This is a genomic window from Halalkalibacter krulwichiae, from assembly GCF_002109385.1.
GTDB lineage: Bacteria > Bacillota > Bacilli > Bacillales > Bacillaceae_D > Halalkalibacter > Halalkalibacter krulwichiae.
On record NZ_CP020814.1, the window covers coordinates 3,124,735 to 3,142,382 of the forward strand.

Consider the following 17,648-nt stretch of genomic DNA (forward strand, 5'->3'; position numbering starts at 1 on the left):
ACACCATCTCTCAACAGCGACTTTTCTAATATAACATTTTAACAACTACCGTGTCAAATGTTTTTTTGTTTTTCATCACCTCATCGGCGACGAATAATAATATAACATATTATCTTTATATATATCAATACTTTAAAAAAAAAAAAAAAAAAAAAATGAAAATAAATACAAAGGTAGACTTCCCACAAGGCAAGTCTACCTTTGTATGAACTACATCGATCCAATCATTTGAAAAACAGGAACGAGAGTTACTAGAAATAACAGAAATACTAGTCCACCAACTAGTATAAATAAAGTAGGCTGTATAAGGCGGATAATCTTCTGAATAGAATCGTCTAATTCTTGTAAAAGAATATCACTATATTGCTCTAAATCTTTAGCTAAATAACCTGTTTTCTCTCCATTAGTAACAACCACCGCTAGTTCATTACAAAAATAACTTTTATCTTCTAGTATTTCATAGAACGGTTGCCCTCTTTGCAATTGAATAGAAATTAAAAAGCACTCCTGTTGAAAAAACGGAAGATAATCTTGATTTTCAAAATGTTTCAACGATTGCTGCAAGGTCATTCCCGCCAAAAGCAACTTACCTAGTTGTAATGAAAAAACGTAGGAAAGTGTAATCTGAACATATTTTTTTAATAAGGGAACTTTCATCAATAATGTAACTCACTCATAGCTACTCCAATGTTTCATTTTATATCCAATGAGAATAGTAATAATAAAACAACTAAAAACAAATAACAAAATTAAATAGGGAAAATACGAGAGGAACTCCATAAGTAGTAAAACGAATAATGGAGGAGAGTTAGACATAGTAGAAAAAAACGAGTGGAAGTGAGGGAACACAAATTGAAACATAAGCATTAATAATAACCCACATAGACTAAGTAAAGTTAGAGGGTAACGTAGTAACTTCATCACTTCACTCTTTACTTTTTCTCGATTTAATAATAATTGCCCGACTTGGTTAAACCCCTGGGCTATGTCCCCCTGTTGTTCATAAAAATAAAGGAAAAACCTTATACTTGACGGTATCTCAAAAGATTGAAATGATTCATGAACAGAATGTCCTTCCTTTAATTGTTCAAGAGCCACTTCAAGTTGCTCCTTAGTTTTTCGCTTAACATGTAATTTTATAAAAGATAAAGCAGTCTCAAGCGGATACCCTTGGTCTAGAAGACTTCCAATTCTAATAAACGCCTTTGCCGTGACTTGATAACTTCCTTTTGAATCCTTATTAAACAAATTCATTAGCATACCTCTGCCACTCAGTATCTTCAATAAAGCCTAAGGCCCACGCCTTATTTATTTCACTTAAAAAACCTTTTCCTTTATATTTCCTTTTTTCAATCATCTCCTTAAGCTGCTCGCCATTTACTATCTCAAAGATTGCTGAACGAGACATCTTCCTCCTGGCTTGGCAGAAAGGATGACACCCTTCCCTACACAATGGACAACGAACATTTATTACCCTTTGTGAAAAAACCACCTTACAACATTCTAACAAATCAAAGCGGGAAACTCCCAAATCCATCATTCTTAATAATGCAGTATAACCGTCTTGAGCATGTAAAGTTGCTAATACAACATGACCAGTTAAGGAAGCCCGAATCGCAAGTGCTGCCGTTTCCTCATCACGAATTTCTCCAATTAAAATAACATCAGGATCATGCCTCAAGCATGCACTCAATACAGAGTCAAAAGATAAACCCGCTTTATTGTTGACCTCCACTTGCACAGCATGAGGGATTACTCTTTCTATTGGGTCTTCAATTGTAATTATAGACTTACCGCCAATACGAATCAGCTCTTCAACTATTGTATATAAAGTTGTTGTTTTGCCTGAACCAGTTGGACCGGATATTAAACAGAGACCTTGATTAATGGAACAGATTTTCTTGAAGGTATTAACATGGTGGTTAAAGAAACTTAAAGAAGAGATTGTTTGAGTGGAAAAGTAAGGAAGTATTCGAACGGCTAAACTTTCGCTGTGTATGGTTGGAAGAGTTGAAAGTCTTAGGGAGTATGGTGAATGTTGTACTGAGTGCATTAGCAACGTACTTTGAGGTTTACGTCTTTCTCCTATATCCATCCCTGACCGATATTTGAGGTGACTAATGAGGCGCTCTGCTAATCGAAGATTTAGCCTTTTCCAATGAACCATCCGACCATTTAAACGATATGCGAGCAAATAGAATTCTTCTTCAGGAATGAAATGTAAATCAGTCACTTTCATATTAATAGCCTCATCCAAAAGATGCCTGCTATATTGTTCTATCTCATACATATAAGAACCACTCCCTTTCTTAGTTAATTACTTTCTACATTCAATAAAAAAAACCTCTTTATGTGCGAATATTTTATTTTGATCTGCTCATAATATTAGTAACATGTTATCCCCATTCAAAAAAAGTTTTTAAGCCACAGTTTCTAGGGGAATCTATCTAACGATGGGCTATAGCCAAGCGGTAAGGCAACGGACTTTGACTCCGTCATGCGTTGGTTCGAATCCAGCTAGCCCAGTATCGATATAAAAACGGACGCTACAAAGTACTTTGTAGCGTCCGCTTTTTTTATGAATAATTCACCAACCATAGCGCATAAGATTCAACAAAGCTGAATGACAAGCTCCTAACTAACACAATAAGGGACGTGACAGAAGGTGAAAATACTTAGTGAGTTTAAAGAGTTTGCAATAAGGGGCAATGTAATTGATATGAGCATCGGTGTCATCATTGGTACGACATTCGCAAAGATCGTTGAATCTTTTGTTGATGATATCATTATGCCACCTTTTAGTTTGATTTTCGGCCAAGTCGATTTCTCAAATCGATATCTTAATTTATCTAACCGTCGCTTTGAAACCTTTGCCGAGGCAGAAGCTGCTGGTGTTCCTATGTTAAATTATGGGATATTCTTAAATCATCTCGTTCATTTTTCCATTGTTGCTTTTGTTCTTTTTCTATTTGTCCGACAAGTTAATCGTATTCGCAGACCTCAAGAAGACCCTTTATCAAATATGAAATCAAAACTGTGTCCTCATTGTTGTCAATCAATAGCATACAAAGCCATTCGATGCCCACATTGTACCTCTATATTAAAAGATACAAGGAATCAAGTTAAACCGAACTACGGAGTACGAATACAACGAAAGTCATCTTCTTAACTTCGATTTACGATTTTTTGCTTTCTTCGTTTTTATTAATACTTCTGGGGGTTGTTTCTTAATCCATTTTAGAAACTTTTTTATCTCTTCATCATCTTTTAGCCTTTCTAACGTCATTAATCTATTAGCTAATTCCTTATTCGAGTAAATGGCATGTATTTGTTTATGACAAGGAATACAAAGATTAGCTGTTGGTAAGAAACTCCCCCCTTCTTCCCTCGGAGTTAAATGATGAATCGTCGTCTCAACTCCTTCACGCTCACACAATTGACATTGACCCTTCTTGTTCTTCATAATTCCTTCTATCAACCCTTTTCTGTATTGTTAAGATGACGTGCCCCCATCTTCTTCCCGCTCTCTTCTTACTTGAACAATACTAATTAGAATAAAATTAATGCCTACAACAGCCGCAATAAAAGGGGCAAATAAAAACTTCCCTTGTTCTATAAGCCCAACAAGAAAAATCACTAAAGAACCAAAAGTCACGATACACCCTAAAATTAAAAAAGAGATCATTTCCTTAATGCTCCTTCCACAATTTTATATATTCATTTTCTTTTTTATATGAAATGTAACACACTTGAGCGACAAAATTTGCTACGATAGGACAGGACATTGTTTGAGAGGAGTAAATCCAATGCATGTGGCTTATTATAAGAACAAAGTCATTTATCTTCCTAACTGCGAACGTAGTAGTTGGCAACAATTATATATGGCTAGTATTAAACAAGAACTTACTTGTATACATTGCCATACACCTTTAAAAATGGAACTCGGCATTTTGAAGCCACCTTCATTTACCCATGTTCAAGCCACAAACGAGTGTATCGAAGCAGCTTCGTTAATGACAAAGAAATTCACTCAACATCACATTAACCTAAATGAAAAACAAAATGTTCATTCAGATTCTGGATTTTCGATACCTAAAAGAAGATCGATATCTTCCTCTGTAGAGCAAAATGAGATCGAGAATTGGAAAGAACCAGAACAGGTGCGCGCTATTCCTAATTTTAATGAAAAGAAGGCTACAACAGGACATCTCGCCCTTAATCCTTATAGAGAGAAGTTACAAAAAAGTGGTATTTATCTTGACAATCAACAATGGGAAGCCGTTCAAACAACTGAAGGACCGTTGCTCATACTTGCTGGCGCCGGCAGCGGAAAAACACGTGTGCTCACAACTCGTACAGCTTATATGTTATCAGAACTTAACTATTCACCTAAGGAATTGATACTTGTTACGTTCACAGCAAAAGCCGCTAAAGAAATGAAAGAGAGAATGCGACTTTACCCCGGACTCAATAGACAAACACTTAACCAATTAGTAATCGGTACATTTCATAGTATTTTTTATAAAATGCTTATGCACCATGATCCCCAAAGGTGGTCACCTTCAAACTTATTAAAGCAAGACTGGTTAAGACAAGCGATGATAAAAGAAGCTGGTCGTGAGTTAAATTTAGATGAAAAAGAATTTGCATTCGATCAAGCCTTGACACAAATTAGTTGGTGGAAAAATCACCTCATGGCACCAGAAAAAATAAAAGGAAAAGACCTTTTCGAGGAAAGAGTAGTCTATTTATACAAACGTTACGAGGAAATGAGAAAAGCGCAAAATGCATTTGACTTTGATGATATGTTGCTTGGCCTATATGAACTATTACACGAAAACGATCGACTGTTAAAAAGGTATCAACAACGTTTTTCTTATGTATCAGTTGATGAGTTTCAAGATATTAATAAAGTTCAAGTTGAGTTGATTACAATGTTAAGTGACCGCACAAAAAACCTTTGTGTCGTTGGCGATGATGACCAATCGATTTATGCTTTCAGAGGTAGCGAACCTTCCTATATCCTTAACTTCAAGGAACGTTATCATAATACAAAAATGGTCATACTTTCCGAAAATTATCGCTCAAGTCACGAAATTGTTTCTTCAGCTAATAACGTTATTCACACAAACAGACAACGATATCAGAAACAATTACACGCTCAAACTTCTACTCATTCCCCTCCCCTTCTCTTCTACCCTTTTGATGAAGAAGAAGAAGCGACAATGATCGTTACTGATATTAAAAAACAAATAGAAACAGGTGCCAATCCTGAGGACTTCGCTATTTTATTCCGAACGAATACAGCTGCCCGCGCCTTGATTGAGCGCTTTATCTCATCAAGCATCCCCTTTCAATTAGATGCAGATGGAGATTCTTTCTATCAAAGAAAAGCTGTACGAAAAATCTTGGCTTATTTACAATTGGGAATCAATCCTGATGACGGTCACGCCCTAACTGATTTAATTGGCGCTTTATTTTTAAAGCAAGAAACAGTTCAAGAGATTAAAGCAGCAAGCATTACTAATAACTGTACTTTTGTCGAAGCATTACCTTTAATCAAAGGGCTAAAGCCATTTCAAACTAAAAAATTACAAACCTTACCTACAAAATTCAAGCAGCTGAAAGAAAAAAGCCCAATTGATGCTATTGCATTTATTGAACAGGAAATGGGTTTTAGTGAGTACGTCAAGAAAAACGGCAATGAAGGAAACAAAATGGAGAGAGGCTCCGATGACGTTAGGGATTTAAAAGTGGTAGCTAGACAACACGATACAATTGAAGATTTTTTAAGGCATATTAATCATATGACGATTAAATTTGACGAACTTCGAAACCAAAAAGCCAACCCTAATAGTGTGCAACTTATGACAATTCATCGCGCAAAGGGCTTAGAGTTTAAACACGTCTACATTCTAAGCACGGTAGAAGGAGGATTACCTCACGACTATGCTCTTGAAGCATGGCGAGACGGTGATGATAAACCTTTAGAAGAAGAACGCCGCCTGATGTACGTCGCAATAACAAGAGCCGAAGATTCGTTAAAAATTTCAATCCCCCTTATGAGAAGAGGGAAAAAAGCTTTCCGTTCGCGTTTCGCAAGAGAAATTCAACGAATAGCACCGGAGCAAGCACATAAGTCTCGTGAAAGGAATGTAGCAAATGGACAAGGAATACATGATTAAGCAGACAGAAAACTGGGTTAAAGAACAACTCGAAGGAGAAGGAACAGGCCATGATTGGCACCACATCCAACGAGTAACGAAGCAAGCACAAGAAATAGCCGCGATTGAAGGGGCTGATACCTTCATTGTTTCTTTAGCTGCTTTGCTTCATGATTTAATTGATGATAAGGTCGTAGAAAGTGAAGCAGAAGGCATCAAGCATGTGACCAAGTGGTTAGAAACCATTGGAACAAGCAAGGAACAAGAGGAACATATTCTGGCAATCATTACAACTATGTCATTTAAGGGCGGGAACAACAAGCCTGTAGAAACACTCGAGGCTAAAGTTGTACAAGATGCTGATCGATTAGATGCGATCGGGGCAATAGGCATCGCGCGTACGTTCATTTACGCTGGAAGTAAAGGTGATCCAATGTACGATCCGACAATTGCTGTTCGCGAGCAACTCACCTTTGAGGAATATCGAAATGGGCGTTCAAGTGCCATTGGGCATTTTTATGAAAAACTTCTAAAATTAAAAGATTTAATGAATACAGGAGAAGGAATGAAACGAGCTACAGCTAGACATCTATTTCTAAACAATTTCCTCGAACAATTCCATAAAGAATGGGAAGGGTGACCAAGCTGGTCACCTGTTTCATCCTTTCGAGAACTCCCCTACATTCGCTTACAGTCATAGACTAACTGCATGACTCTATTTTTCTTCTATAGAGCTGTCATCGATCCCCATCTCCACTGAATCTTCCTCGATATCACTTACAATCTTTCTTTTCACATTCACTTTAAATTTCTGATAAACAAATTCTTGGCTTTTGGCCTCTACATCAATTTCTTTAGGTTGGTGAATGTATAGCAACGGCACCGCTCTCTTTGTCATCGCTCTAACTCCTTTCTTATATAGGAACTGTTTAAAGTATATTTCACACGACAAAATGTATGATTACTAAAAAGGAAACATGAAAGTGGATAAGCTACATAAGTATAGGTAGAAGTAGACTCAACCATAACATCTAAATTGGGGTGATACCGTGACACAAACAAACGACAAATTAAAAGAAGCTCTTCTCAAAATAGAAGAAGCAACTGACCTTTATCAAGAAATCGTTAATCAATTAAAAGGGAACGAGCAAGAGGAACTATTATCAAAGAAAACTGTAAAAACACTAAAAATATTAATTAACGAAAAACAAAAGGTACTTGACCCATCCGTTGAATTTGAAGATATTGCGTCCATTGGGCAGGAACACTTAATTCCACAAGGGCATTGCGTGACAACTTACTATATCCGCTCTCCACTACAATCTCACATTACCTATCAATCAGAACCTGCCCCTTTAAAACCATGGTTAGCTTACCAAATTGTACCTAAATAAAACGTTAAAACTTTATTATTATAATTTGTTTTTTGATGTGGACACTCACCTACCGAAACAATCCTCATAAGATATGTTGACACTTGAAATTTAAAGGAGGAACTGTTTCATGTACGGTCCACAACAACCTTCCGTTCAATTCTTACCACCAACTGTTGTTTCTCAATATGTTGGTCAATGGGTCACGACTTCTATTCCAACCTATGGAGAAGTAACGGCTTATATCACTGACTTCAATCGAAGAACAGGAATGGTCTCCATGTTCATTTATAGAGCCCCTTCTTATCAGCCACAATTCATTCAAGTTCATAATAGTGATTTAATTGGAATCGCTCCATACTATGGACCTATTCCGCCACGTCCAACACCAAGACCACCTAGACCACCTTGGCAGCCTTGGCAACCAGGCCAAGGAGGAGGCTTTTGGCCTTGGATTTTCTACCAAACAGGAGTCTTTGGCGGACAGCAACAAAGAGATTGGAACGAGTATTAAAAACATCAACTGATCAACGAAGAGGTTAAGGGAATTGCCCTTAACCTCTTGTGTACGATATTCATTTTATGACATTGATAAAATATTGTAACCACTATCAACGTGAAGAAGTTCTCCAGTAATTCCACGTGAAAGGTCACTCATTAAGAATAAGGCAGTATCTCCAACCTCTTCTTGAGTAGTAGTGCGTCGAAGCGGTGCTCGCTCTTCAATTTCTTTTAATACATCGTTAAATCCACCAATGCCTTTAGCTGCTAAAGTACGAATAGGTCCTGCCGAAATGGCATTTACTCGGATATTTTCTTTTCCTAAGTCATTCGCTAAGTATTTAACACTTGCATCTAAAGAAGCTTTCGCTACTCCCATTACGTTATAGTTACGTACAACTCTTTCCCCACCAAGGTAAGTCATAGTTACGATGCTTCCGCCTTCAGTCATAACTGAGCGTGCGACTTTTGCTACTGCCGTAAGTGAATACGCACTAATATTTTGAGCCAGAAGAAAGCCATCTCGTGTCGTATTTAAATATTCACCTTCAAGCTCTTCTTTGTTAGCAAAAGCAATACAATGAGCAATCCCGTGAATAGTTCCGACTTCAACTTTGATTTTCGCAAATGTTTTCTCAATCTCTTCATCACTTGTAATATCACAAGGTAATACAAGATGATCGTTTCTTTCTAACGTTTCCGCTAACTGGCGTACGTTCTTTTCTAAACGCTCACCCGCATATGTAAAAATTAACCTTGCTCCTGCGTTCGCAAGAGATTGCGCGATTCCCCAAGCAATACTTCGCTTATTAGCCACACCCATGACTACATATGTACGTTCTGATAAAGAAAGTTGCAACATATTTTCTCCTCCATTATGAGTAGTTATTAATACCAAGTACTAATAATTATAGCATAATAAATCAGTTATTTGTTAGATAGTTCAACATAACAACTCGTTATCCCTTTTTTGTTTGAATATTCTTCTTCTCATATTGGCACTTCTCACATTTATAAATAACATTTTGATTTGATTGAGCGATTAATAAATTGGAAATAGGTTTCTGGTCTTGGCAATTAGGACATGTAACTGTAATATCGGTTGTCACACTTTTCACTCCTTTTTCCTTTAAGGATTGCCTATTTCCTCTACCCTCATTCAATATAATAAAAAAGAGGATCTCTCATTAAATAATTCAATGAGAGATCCTCCTCTTAAAATTCATTGTAACGACTTTATTCATAAGAACCTTTAGACATAAATGTTTTTGGCAATTCTGTTCCCTTGTACCACGTAAGTCTACTTCTTCCGTCTCTGGAGGATAGACCATGATAAAGCTCTCAGGACCAGAATGCGCCAGCACTCTCGGCAATCTTTCTAACTGAGGGTGCCACGCAATGGTCCCTCTCCTTGCGCTAAAGACAAGCACGATATCATCAGAACGTAACAGTGGCATATACATATTATGCCATTCATTCCAAGATAAAAGACTCGTCATTGTGACTTTTACATCTGGCTTCATCTCATTAAATGTTCGGGCATAGCTATTTAAATGATCTTTAACTACATAACAAGTAATGGTTGCACCTAATTGGCTTGCAAGAAGTTTTGCAGTTTTTACAGACTGATAATAACCAGCTTTATGGTCAAACCCAGAAGGAATGATAATTACAATTCTTTTCGTAGTATTAAGAGGATGACCCAACTTCGAAACAAGAACCATTTGTGTGGATCTTTCTAATAGCTGATCAAGGATTCCCCCAAAAATCTTCTGTGGTGTTGAGAGTTTGCCATTCCAACCAATAACAGCAGTTGTAATTCGTGATTCTTCCATTGCTCTTAATATACCAGAAGTAATATTGGTATCAATTCTTGTTAGCATTTGAATTGGTACTTCTGCTCCAGCTGCATAGACTTTTGAATGACTTAGTATTTTCTCAGCCTGAACAATCCTCGATTCAGAGTCTTCTTTTCCACCTTGCGCAACAGCCAAAGTAAACAATGGTTGTGGAGATTGCCCTCTGACTATAAATGAAAGATCCATTAAGGATTCCATTGTATTCGGGTTGGCTATTGGTACCAATACCCTTTCCGGAGCTTGAGAAGGTTCATATGGCTTTTGTTCCTCTAGCATAGCAATCATTCTAGCAAACTTTTCTACTGTATACGGCCCTATCATACATGTAATGAGAATCATGACTATAATTGCATTAACCGTTGCTTGATCAAACAACCCTAAATCAAAACCAACTAGAGTTGCCGCTAACGTTGCTGCCGCTTGAGGGATGGTTAGACCAAACATTAACTTAACTTCTTCTATTGAATAACGATAAATCTTTCCAGCAATCCATGCTGCCATAAACTTTCCGGAAATCACTAATATTACAACTAGTGCAGCTTTCACCCAGGCTTGGGGCTCGTAAATTAAAATTCTCAAATCCATTAACATTCCAACAGATAGTAGAAAGAAAGGAATAAACAAAGAATTACCAATAAACTTAATCCGGTTCATTAATGGACTTTGTTCAAATAAGAAACGATTCAGCGCCAAACCTGCAAGAAATGCCCCGATTATCGGCTCTAACCCAGCAACCGTTGCGAAAAAGGCAGACACAAACAAAACTGTCATGACAAAAATATACTCAAGTGTCCCTTCACTACTTAACGTTCGAAAGAAAAATTTTGCGGCGATTGGCACAATAATAAAAACACCCGCAACGTAAATAATTAATGACACAATTAATACAAACCAAAAATCAGCTGTTAACTCTCCTTGAGTTGAACCAGCCACTACTGCTAATATAAGTAGCGCAAGCGTGTCGGTCATAATCGTTCCACCAACAGATGTCGTAACAGCCTTGTTTTTTGAAATTCCTAAACGACTAGCAATTGGATAAGCTAGCAAAGTATGTGACCCAAGTAACGACCCGAGCAAAATTGCCCCAGCTACTGAATAGCCAAGTAAATAAGCACCCATAGTACCCAAAATAAAAGGGATTGTAAAAGACATCGTACCAAAGGTTAAACTTCTATTTCGATATTTCTTAAAGCCTTCTAAGTCGATTTCTAGCCCTGCTATAAAAATAATATAAAGGAGGCCTACTGTCCCAAGAAGAATAATAGTCGGATCTCGATCTAAAATACCTAATCCATTGGGCCCTACTATAACCCCTGCAAAAATAAACCCTATTATCCCGGGAATTCTTAGTTTTGCCATAATTAGAGGAGCCACCAAAAAGATAACCATCGCTATAGCAAAAATAAGAACAGGATTTGTAACAGGTTGTGTTATCAAATTCTTTCACACCTTTTTTATTTAGATAAAATGACAATTATTCTCCCCATATTAAAGAACCTATCATAACTCTGTCAACAGTTAACATATTGGTTAGCATCTACAATTTATACTTTGTTAATTATCCTCATTATTATAAGTTTAAAATGTTCAGTGGATGTTCATTGCTTCTAAAACTTTGGTTAAGCTATAGTAAAAAGAGTGAAAAAGGAGACCCTGTGAAAATGAAATTTGATGTTATCGGTGATATACATGGATGTTATGAAGAGCTATTAGCAATTATGTCGAAATTAGGTTATGAAAAAATAAAAGATACATACCATCATCCAGAACAAAGAAAGTTAGCTTTTATTGGTGATTTAACAGACCGTGGACCTAACTCCACTGAAGTCATCAACCTAGTTGCAAACCTCGTTTCAACTGGACAAGCATATTACTGCCCAGGGAATCATTGCGATAAACTTTATCGTTATTTTCTAGGGAGAAATGTTCAGATTACCCATGGATTAGAAACGACTGTAGCCGAGTTAAAGGCACTTTCAAAAAAAGAATATAACCGCATTCGCCAAACATTTATGAATTTAGTAGAACAATCTCCTCTTTATCACGTCCTAGACCAAAAGAACCTTGTTATCGCTCATGCCGGGATTCGCTCTAGCGATATCGGAAAAACCAATAAGCGAATAAAAACATTCGTTCTTTACGGTGATATCACCGGGGAAAGCAACCCTGATGGAACACCGATCAGACGTGATTGGGCACAACACCATGAAGGGAGAGAATGGATCGTTTACGGACACACTCCCGTAAAAAAACCACGTTTTGTCAGAAACACTGTTAATATTGATACTGGATGTGTGTTTGGAGGAGCTCTTACAGCTTTACAATACCCTGAAATGACAACGGTTCAAGTCCCATCCTCGCTTCCTTTTGTTGAGGAGAAATTCAGAAGCTTCGAATAAGCTTATTAAGTAAGAATGAGGTGCAAGAAATGAGAAAAGGAATTCTTTTGTTTTCTTTACTGTTTTTATTAAGTAGTTGTGGTCCACAATTATTACTTGAAGTAGACCAAGAACAAACACGTATTATCTTTAACGATGAGATTGATATGGCTTCACTTTATGTACGCCTTGAAAATAACGGCCAGCTTCCCGCTAATGAACTTTATGCTCGTTTTATCTTACAGGATGAACAAGTTCAAGAAGCTTTTGGCGGACTCAATGATTTTGTCTTTTCAGATGCAGAAGGTACACCAGAGCATTTTAACATTAGACCCGACTCAAGCTACTTTATTGCAGAAGCCTTTTCACTAACAACCGAGTTGAATAAAGAGCATTTACTTGATTCCATTTCAATTGAAGTATACGACAGCAACGACAATTTACTTGTGGAACATACAATTAACCAAATAACCGAGGAATAGAAATGAGGGTGAGTCAAATTTGCTCACCCTCATTTCCTATACATTTCATATCTTCTGGAATTTCTTCTTGAATTGTCATAACTGACTGTTGAAACGGATGTTCAAACTCTACTTTATGACAATGTAAGGCTTGACGACTTATCATAGCTGTACTACCACCATATAAATCATCTCCTAATAAAGGGTGGCCAATATAGGAAAAGTGTACTCTAATTTGATGAGTTCTTCCTGTTTCAAGCCTTATTTCCACAACTGAGAATTTAGACGTTCTTACTTGCGCTCTATAATGAGTAATAGCTTCTTTCCCATCCATTCTAACTTGCCTTGCAATTATACTATTTGGGTCTCTTTCAATAGGGGCATTAATGGTTCCTTCTCCTCGCTTCAAAAAACCAGTTACGATTGCCTTATAATACCGTTTAACTTTACCTTCTTGCTGCATTTTTGAAAAACGATCATGCGCCAAGCGATGTTTAGCAATGATCAACAATCCAGAAGTGTCTTTATCTAATCGATTAACCGCATGAAAAGTAGCCTGATGATTCTTTTCTTGAAAATAACCTACCACAGCATTTGCTAGCGTTCCACCCGGGTGCTCTCGCGATGGAATCGTTGGCATTCCCGCTTTTTTGTTAATCACTAACAAATGTTCATCTTCATAAGAAATACTTAAAGGATGATACTCCGGTTTCACTGATGCACTAACTTGTTCAGAAGGAAGATAAATTTGAACTTCATCGCCTTTTTTAACAATTGCACGAACCGTTACTTCCTTGTTGTTAAGCAAAATAAGACCATTGTTAAACTTAATGTCCGCCAGTGCTCGCTTTGAAATCTGACAACGTTCCCTTAAAAAAAGCCGAAGTAATTGGTTATCCCAATCAGCAACGACTTTCCACACTAGTTTTGCTAAATAATTATCCACGAATAAATGACTCCCTTACTCTCTTCCAAAAAGGAAAAGGTCGAAATCTTGCAAAACGAACTTTTTCATCGGCAACACGACATTGAATAGATTTCACTCTACTATGTTCAAGCGTATAATGGTCAATCGTCACTTGTACATCAATATCATTTAAAGGTCTTAATAAACAAGTATGATGTTGTGGCAGAACTAAAGGGGAACCGACCGTACGATAGACACGATTATTAATCGATGCCATTTCAGCAACTTGAATAGAAGATAAAGACGGATGAAGGATTGCCCCTCCTAACGCTTTATTATAAGCAGTACTTCCAGAAGGGGTAGATATGCAAAGCCCATCCCCTCGAAAGACCTCAAACGCCTCTCCTTTAATATCCACACTACTAACAAGAGACCCACCAAGGCTCTTTATTGTCATTTCATTCAACGCAAGATGCCTCTCTGAATTCGTTTCCCCTTCATGCCGTATCACTACTTCAAGCAGTGGGTATTCAACGATCTGATAAGGAGTTTTGGCGATATGGATGACTAGCTTTTCAACTTCATCTGGTACCCAATCAGCATAAAAACCAAGATGTCCCGTATGTATCCCAACAAAGGCCGTATCCTCTAAACGATCACAATAATCATGAAAAGCTTGTAAAAGCGTACCATCGCCACCTACAGTTATGACCATTTCCGGTTCTTTATCGTCATGTTTCAGACCAAAATCTAGTAAGTATCGCTTAATTCTCTGCTGCAATTTATTGGATACATCATCTCCACGAGATGTCACCATAAAATTCATACTTGTCCTCCAGTCTACAGCTTACTCCCCTGCTCTTCCTTTTTCGTGATAATACGCTGTGCCTCTCTTACTTCATCACGTATAATTGACATCTCTTCGTCAAGTTGAAAAGCAGATTCCGCTGCTCGTTGCAGCCTAATTTTAATATGTTCAGGAATTTCTCCACTATATTTATAATTTAAAGAATGCTCAATTGTCGCCCAAAAATTCATCGCTAAAGTTCGTACTTGCAATTCTACTAGAATCTTTTTCTCCCCTTCAATTGTCTGAACAGGATAGAGGAGAACAAGGTGATAAGAACGGTATCCACTAGGCTTTTTCTCTACGATATAATCTCGTTCTTCAATAATTTCAAAATCCTTTCTAGAACGAATTAAATCAACAACCGTTTCTATATCCTCCACAAATTGCGTAACGATTCGTAATCCTGCTAAGTCTTCCATTTGAGATTCTAATTGATCTAAAGGAACGTTTTTACGCTTAGCTTTGTCTAAAATGCTTGATACCGGCTTAACCCTTCCTGTAACAAACTCTATCGGGGTATGTTTTGATGTTTTTTGGTACTGCTCCCTAATTCCTTTTAGTTTAACTTTCAGCTCTTCTACAGCCTGTTTATAAGGTGTAAGAAAGATATTCCAACCACTCATGCCATCACCGCCCGTTTTATCTATAGGATGAGCTACACGTTAAGGGCTCAATGATAAGGCTTTTTTAATCTTTTTCAAGTTACGTTCTTCACCATTATCATTTGTCCATCTAATAAATAAAATTAGTTAAACACTTCTTTAACAGCTTTCTCCATCACTTCTCCGTAATTGCTATTCCCATCAATATTTTCTGTTAGAAATGTTAGTTCCTCAAACATGGATGTCAATTCAATACTTTTCTCATTTCCTAGGTCAAGTATTAGACTTTTATTAGTTACTAGCAATTTCTTTAAGTATGGCCAAGTACTTTGTTCAAATGTAACATAATAAAAAGCAGTATCATTTTCGAGTATGTAGATAAAAGCAAGACCGTCTGAATCTACTAGCATACGGCTACCAGCTTTTAAGGAATTCGCTAGTTCTAAATTAATTTCCTCGTTTAAATGCGCCTTTAAAAAATCTTGTTCTTCTGTCATTTTGTTTACCATTAATTTCTTCATTATGTACCTCCAACTATTCAACACACATTCTTAAGAATGTCTCGGTTATATTTTATCATAGTTTATTTCTAAATGCGTACGCCGGATTCATGATCATGTCAATTTTACAAATAAGTTGAAAAACACTGTTATACTAGAAACAACAAAACCCCCAAATGGAGAGAAAAGGAGTATATAATGTCACAAGAAATTGAAATAGAAGTTAAATCCATGCTAACTGAAGCTGGTTTCTTTCAACTGCTCAAACATTTTAACCTTAAAGAAGAAGAAGCGATCATTCAACATAATCACTATTTTGAGACAGCGACTTTTTCCTTAAAAGAAAAAGGGGCCGGACTTAGAATCCGTGAGAAACAAGGAATCTTCACATTAACTCTAAAGCAGCCTCATAAAGTTGGCAAACTAGAAACTCATCAGTCGCTGTCATTTGAATCATGGTTACAAGCAAAAGAAGAAGGACTCCTTCCGAACGGAGAAGTGATGAAGCAGCTTCAACAATTAGATATTCCTGTAGTTCAACTTCAATATCAAGGTACTTTAAGTACAAGCAGAATTGAAATGCCGTATAACGAAGGTGTTCTTTGTTTTGATAAAAGTTCTTATTTTGACAAAATTGACTTTGAAATTGAATATGAAGGGCAATCTGAGCAACATGCAAATACTACTCTACTGAATATCTTGTCTCAAGTAAATCTAACTCCAACTTCAACCGAAAACAAAGTGAGAAGATTTTTCTCAGAGAAATTAAAGGTAGATAAATCCTCATTTTAGACAAAAACAACCAATTGTCGAAACGAAAGGCATTTGCTATGATAACGTTAGTTAATTCAAATTGAGGTGTCTTATGGATCTGACTTTCCTACAACATGTTAATCGTTTTCAAGGATTAACTTTGGGGCCAAGTGCTCCGAAAGGACAACAGCAAAGTGTCATTCAAGCAATGTTCTCTCAAATCCTTGAAGAACAAATGACTAAATTAAATCAGCCTGTTTTTTCAAGAAAGAATGATTTATTTCTTGATCCAACAGTAAGATATCGAATTGAACAGACTGCTATTTCGGTTACAAGTCCAACTAAAGCAGTGAATCAAACTGCACAACCATCTTTACCTGATCAAGCAATTCGCGTTCAACCGTTAATTGAATCAGCTGCCAAAAAATACAACATAGACCCAAAACTAATTAATGCCGTGATCCAGCACGAATCGAATTATAACCCTAACGCCAAAAGCCATGCTGGCGCTATTGGATTAATGCAATTAATGCCAGCTACTGCCAAAGGATTAAATGTTCGAAATGCTTATGACCCTAAGCAAAACATTGATGGAGGTGCGAAGTATCTGAGGCAAATGCTTAATCGTTATAACGGAGACATTCGTCTTGCCTTAGCAGCTTATAATGCTGGTCCAGGAAACGTTGATCGTTATAACGGGATTCCTCCATTTAAAGAAACACAAGCTTACGTACCAAAAGTATATAACACATATTTAAATGCATAATCGATTCAGAAGAAGCTGGCCATTTGTCAGTTTCTTTTTGTTTCACTAAGATTGTTTAAAGTTAGAATCAAGAAATTTGCTGATCAGAACTCATATTGCTACAATATGAAGAGAGTTCTGATAATACAGAGGAGATATTAGTATGACAAATTCAAGTCAAACCCCTTATGAGACTTTAGGTGGAGAACAAGTATTATCTCAATTAGTAGATACGTTTTATACAAAAGTATCTCAACATTCAGATTTGGCTCCACTATTTCCAGATGATCTAACTGAAACTGCAAGGAAACAAAAACAATTCTTAACACAATTTTTAGGTGGACCAACTCTTTATACAGATGAGCATGGACATCCTATGCTACGTGCTCGCCACATGCCATTTGTCATTACACCAATTCAAGCTGAGGCTTGGCTTTTCTGTATGAAAGAAGCAATGGATGAGATTGAGTTAACAGGGCCAATTCGTGATTACATGATCGAACGATTGACCATGACTGCTAACCATATGGTTAATCAACCATCATAGAAAGGAGA

General features: G+C 37.0%; 23 protein-coding genes and 1 tRNA gene. 11 read left to right on the plus strand and 13 right to left on the minus strand.

The genetic code is table 11. From position 1 onward, the window contains the following. Positions 1 to 210: 210 nt before the first annotated feature. Genes BkAM31D_RS15790 through comGA form a run of 3 tightly spaced genes read right to left on the minus strand, consistent with a single transcriptional unit; the run spans position 211 to position 2,290 of the window. On the minus strand, positions 211 to 657 hold the full coding sequence (locus tag BkAM31D_RS15790) for a type II secretion system F family protein (RefSeq protein ID WP_066152692.1): 447 nt from the start codon (positions 655 to 657) through the stop codon (positions 211 to 213). A 12-nt stretch (positions 658 to 669) separates the two neighbouring features. Further along, positions 670 to 1,254 carry a type II secretion system F family protein gene (locus tag BkAM31D_RS15795; protein WP_066152695.1) on the minus strand — a complete coding sequence of 195 codons (585 nt, stop codon included), beginning with the start codon at positions 1,252 to 1,254 and terminating at the stop codon, positions 670 to 672. Then, complete coding sequence (comGA, locus tag BkAM31D_RS15800) at positions 1,241 to 2,290, minus strand: competence type IV pilus ATPase ComGA (RefSeq protein ID WP_066152699.1); 1,050 nt, start codon at positions 2,288 to 2,290, stop codon at positions 1,241 to 1,243. Before comGA ends, BkAM31D_RS15795 begins: the two co-directional genes overlap by 14 nt. A 164-nt stretch (positions 2,291 to 2,454) precedes the next feature. On the opposite strand from comGA, the gene BkAM31D_RS15805 reads away from it, so the two are divergent. Continuing rightward, positions 2,455 to 2,526: transfer RNA gene (locus BkAM31D_RS15805), tRNA-Gln, on the plus strand. Between the two features lie 145 nt (positions 2,527 to 2,671). After that, the gene (mscL, locus tag BkAM31D_RS15810; RefSeq protein ID WP_084372145.1) at positions 2,672 to 3,169 is read left to right on the plus strand and encodes a large conductance mechanosensitive channel protein MscL; all 498 of its coding nucleotides are present in this window, start codon (positions 2,672 to 2,674) and stop codon (positions 3,167 to 3,169) included. Here mscL and hlpB read toward each other — a convergent pair. After that, positions 3,158 to 3,466, minus strand: coding sequence for an HNH nuclease-like protein HlpB (gene hlpB, locus BkAM31D_RS15815; protein WP_276565214.1), 309 nt, complete (start codon positions 3,464 to 3,466; stop codon positions 3,158 to 3,160). The genes mscL and hlpB overlap by 12 nt on opposite strands. Positions 3,467 to 3,493: 27 nt before the next feature. Continuing rightward, positions 3,494 to 3,685, minus strand: coding sequence for a hypothetical protein (locus BkAM31D_RS15820; RefSeq protein WP_066152706.1), 192 nt, complete (start codon positions 3,683 to 3,685; stop codon positions 3,494 to 3,496). Positions 3,686 to 3,806: 121 nt separating this feature from the next. On the opposite strand from BkAM31D_RS15820, the gene BkAM31D_RS15825 reads away from it, so the two are divergent. Further along, entirely contained in the window at positions 3,807 to 6,185 is a 2,379-nt protein-coding gene (locus tag BkAM31D_RS15825; protein WP_066152709.1) for an ATP-dependent helicase, read from the plus strand. Then, on the plus strand, positions 6,163 to 6,804 hold the full coding sequence (locus BkAM31D_RS15830) for an HD domain-containing protein (RefSeq protein ID WP_066152712.1): 642 nt from the start codon (positions 6,163 to 6,165) through the stop codon (positions 6,802 to 6,804). The genes BkAM31D_RS15825 and BkAM31D_RS15830 overlap by 23 nt, the downstream gene beginning before the upstream one ends. 75 nt (positions 6,805 to 6,879) lie before the next feature. Here the strand turns inward: BkAM31D_RS15830 and BkAM31D_RS15835 are convergent, their stop codons facing one another. Then, complete coding sequence (locus tag BkAM31D_RS15835; RefSeq protein ID WP_066152715.1) at positions 6,880 to 7,062, minus strand: hypothetical protein; 183 nt, start codon at positions 7,060 to 7,062, stop codon at positions 6,880 to 6,882. A gap of 151 nt (positions 7,063 to 7,213) precedes the next feature. Here BkAM31D_RS15835 and BkAM31D_RS15840 point away from each other — a divergent pair, with 151 nt between their 5' ends. Together BkAM31D_RS15840 and BkAM31D_RS15845 are read left to right on the plus strand one after the other, a co-directional pair. Next, positions 7,214 to 7,558: a hypothetical protein gene (locus BkAM31D_RS15840; RefSeq protein ID WP_066152718.1), complete on the plus strand. Its 345-nt coding sequence runs from the start codon at positions 7,214 to 7,216 to the stop codon at positions 7,556 to 7,558. Between the two features lie 109 nt (positions 7,559 to 7,667). Further along, complete coding sequence (locus tag BkAM31D_RS15845) at positions 7,668 to 8,051, plus strand: hypothetical protein (protein WP_066152720.1); 384 nt, start codon at positions 7,668 to 7,670, stop codon at positions 8,049 to 8,051. Positions 8,052 to 8,117: 66 nt separating this feature from the next. On the opposite strand, the gene fabI is transcribed toward BkAM31D_RS15845, so the two are convergent. The 3 genes from fabI to BkAM31D_RS15855 all read right to left on the minus strand — a co-directional run bounded on the left by fabI (position 8,118) and on the right by BkAM31D_RS15855 (position 11,334). Then, on the minus strand, positions 8,118 to 8,900 hold the full coding sequence (gene fabI, locus BkAM31D_RS15850) for an enoyl-ACP reductase FabI (protein ID WP_066152722.1): 783 nt from the start codon (positions 8,898 to 8,900) through the stop codon (positions 8,118 to 8,120). 97 nt (positions 8,901 to 8,997) lie between these two features. Further along, positions 8,998 to 9,147 (minus strand): hypothetical protein, encoded by a 150-nt coding sequence (locus tag BkAM31D_RS23970; RefSeq protein WP_169801099.1) that lies wholly within the window; start codon positions 9,145 to 9,147, stop codon positions 8,998 to 9,000. A gap of 87 nt (positions 9,148 to 9,234) precedes the next feature. Beyond that, positions 9,235 to 11,334, minus strand: coding sequence for a cation:proton antiporter (locus tag BkAM31D_RS15855; protein ID WP_257391580.1), 2,100 nt, complete (start codon positions 11,332 to 11,334; stop codon positions 9,235 to 9,237). 224 nt (positions 11,335 to 11,558) lie between these two features. On the opposite strand from BkAM31D_RS15855, the gene prpE reads away from it, so the two are divergent. Together prpE and BkAM31D_RS15865 are read left to right on the plus strand one after the other, a co-directional pair. After that, positions 11,559 to 12,296: a bis(5'-nucleosyl)-tetraphosphatase PrpE gene (prpE, locus tag BkAM31D_RS15860; protein WP_066152727.1), complete on the plus strand. Its 738-nt coding sequence runs from the start codon at positions 11,559 to 11,561 to the stop codon at positions 12,294 to 12,296. Between the two features lie 29 nt (positions 12,297 to 12,325). Then, the gene (locus BkAM31D_RS15865; protein ID WP_066152730.1) at positions 12,326 to 12,757 is read left to right on the plus strand and encodes a hypothetical protein; all 432 of its coding nucleotides are present in this window, start codon (positions 12,326 to 12,328) and stop codon (positions 12,755 to 12,757) included. Positions 12,758 to 12,770: 13 nt separating this feature from the next. On the opposite strand, the gene BkAM31D_RS15870 is transcribed toward BkAM31D_RS15865, so the two are convergent. From BkAM31D_RS15870 to BkAM31D_RS15885, 4 genes are all read right to left on the minus strand, one after another. After that, positions 12,771 to 13,682, minus strand: coding sequence for an RluA family pseudouridine synthase (locus BkAM31D_RS15870; protein WP_084372117.1), 912 nt, complete (start codon positions 13,680 to 13,682; stop codon positions 12,771 to 12,773). Then, positions 13,675 to 14,469 carry an NAD kinase gene (locus BkAM31D_RS15875; protein WP_066152734.1) on the minus strand — a complete coding sequence of 265 codons (795 nt, stop codon included), beginning with the start codon at positions 14,467 to 14,469 and terminating at the stop codon, positions 13,675 to 13,677. The genes BkAM31D_RS15870 and BkAM31D_RS15875 overlap by 8 nt, the downstream gene beginning before the upstream one ends. Before the next feature lie 14 nt (positions 14,470 to 14,483). Beyond that, entirely contained in the window at positions 14,484 to 15,116 is a 633-nt protein-coding gene (gene yjbM, locus BkAM31D_RS15880) for a GTP diphosphokinase (protein ID WP_066152736.1), read from the minus strand. Between the two features lie 122 nt (positions 15,117 to 15,238). Next, the gene (locus tag BkAM31D_RS15885; protein ID WP_066152739.1) at positions 15,239 to 15,616 is read right to left on the minus strand and encodes a UPF0738 family protein; all 378 of its coding nucleotides are present in this window, start codon (positions 15,614 to 15,616) and stop codon (positions 15,239 to 15,241) included. Positions 15,617 to 15,793: 177 nt separating this feature from the next. Here BkAM31D_RS15885 and BkAM31D_RS15890 point away from each other — a divergent pair, with 177 nt between their 5' ends. From BkAM31D_RS15890 to BkAM31D_RS15900, 3 genes are all read left to right on the plus strand, one after another. After that, a complete protein-coding gene (locus BkAM31D_RS15890) occupies positions 15,794 to 16,387 on the plus strand; it encodes a CYTH domain-containing protein (RefSeq protein WP_066152741.1) in 594 nt (197 codons plus the stop codon). A gap of 73 nt (positions 16,388 to 16,460) precedes the next feature. Then, complete coding sequence (locus tag BkAM31D_RS15895) at positions 16,461 to 17,114, plus strand: lytic transglycosylase domain-containing protein (protein ID WP_066152744.1); 654 nt, start codon at positions 16,461 to 16,463, stop codon at positions 17,112 to 17,114. A gap of 142 nt (positions 17,115 to 17,256) precedes the next feature. Continuing rightward, positions 17,257 to 17,640 carry a globin domain-containing protein gene (locus tag BkAM31D_RS15900; protein WP_066152747.1) on the plus strand — a complete coding sequence of 128 codons (384 nt, stop codon included), beginning with the start codon at positions 17,257 to 17,259 and terminating at the stop codon, positions 17,638 to 17,640. The last annotated feature ends 8 nt before the right edge of the window (positions 17,641 to 17,648 follow it).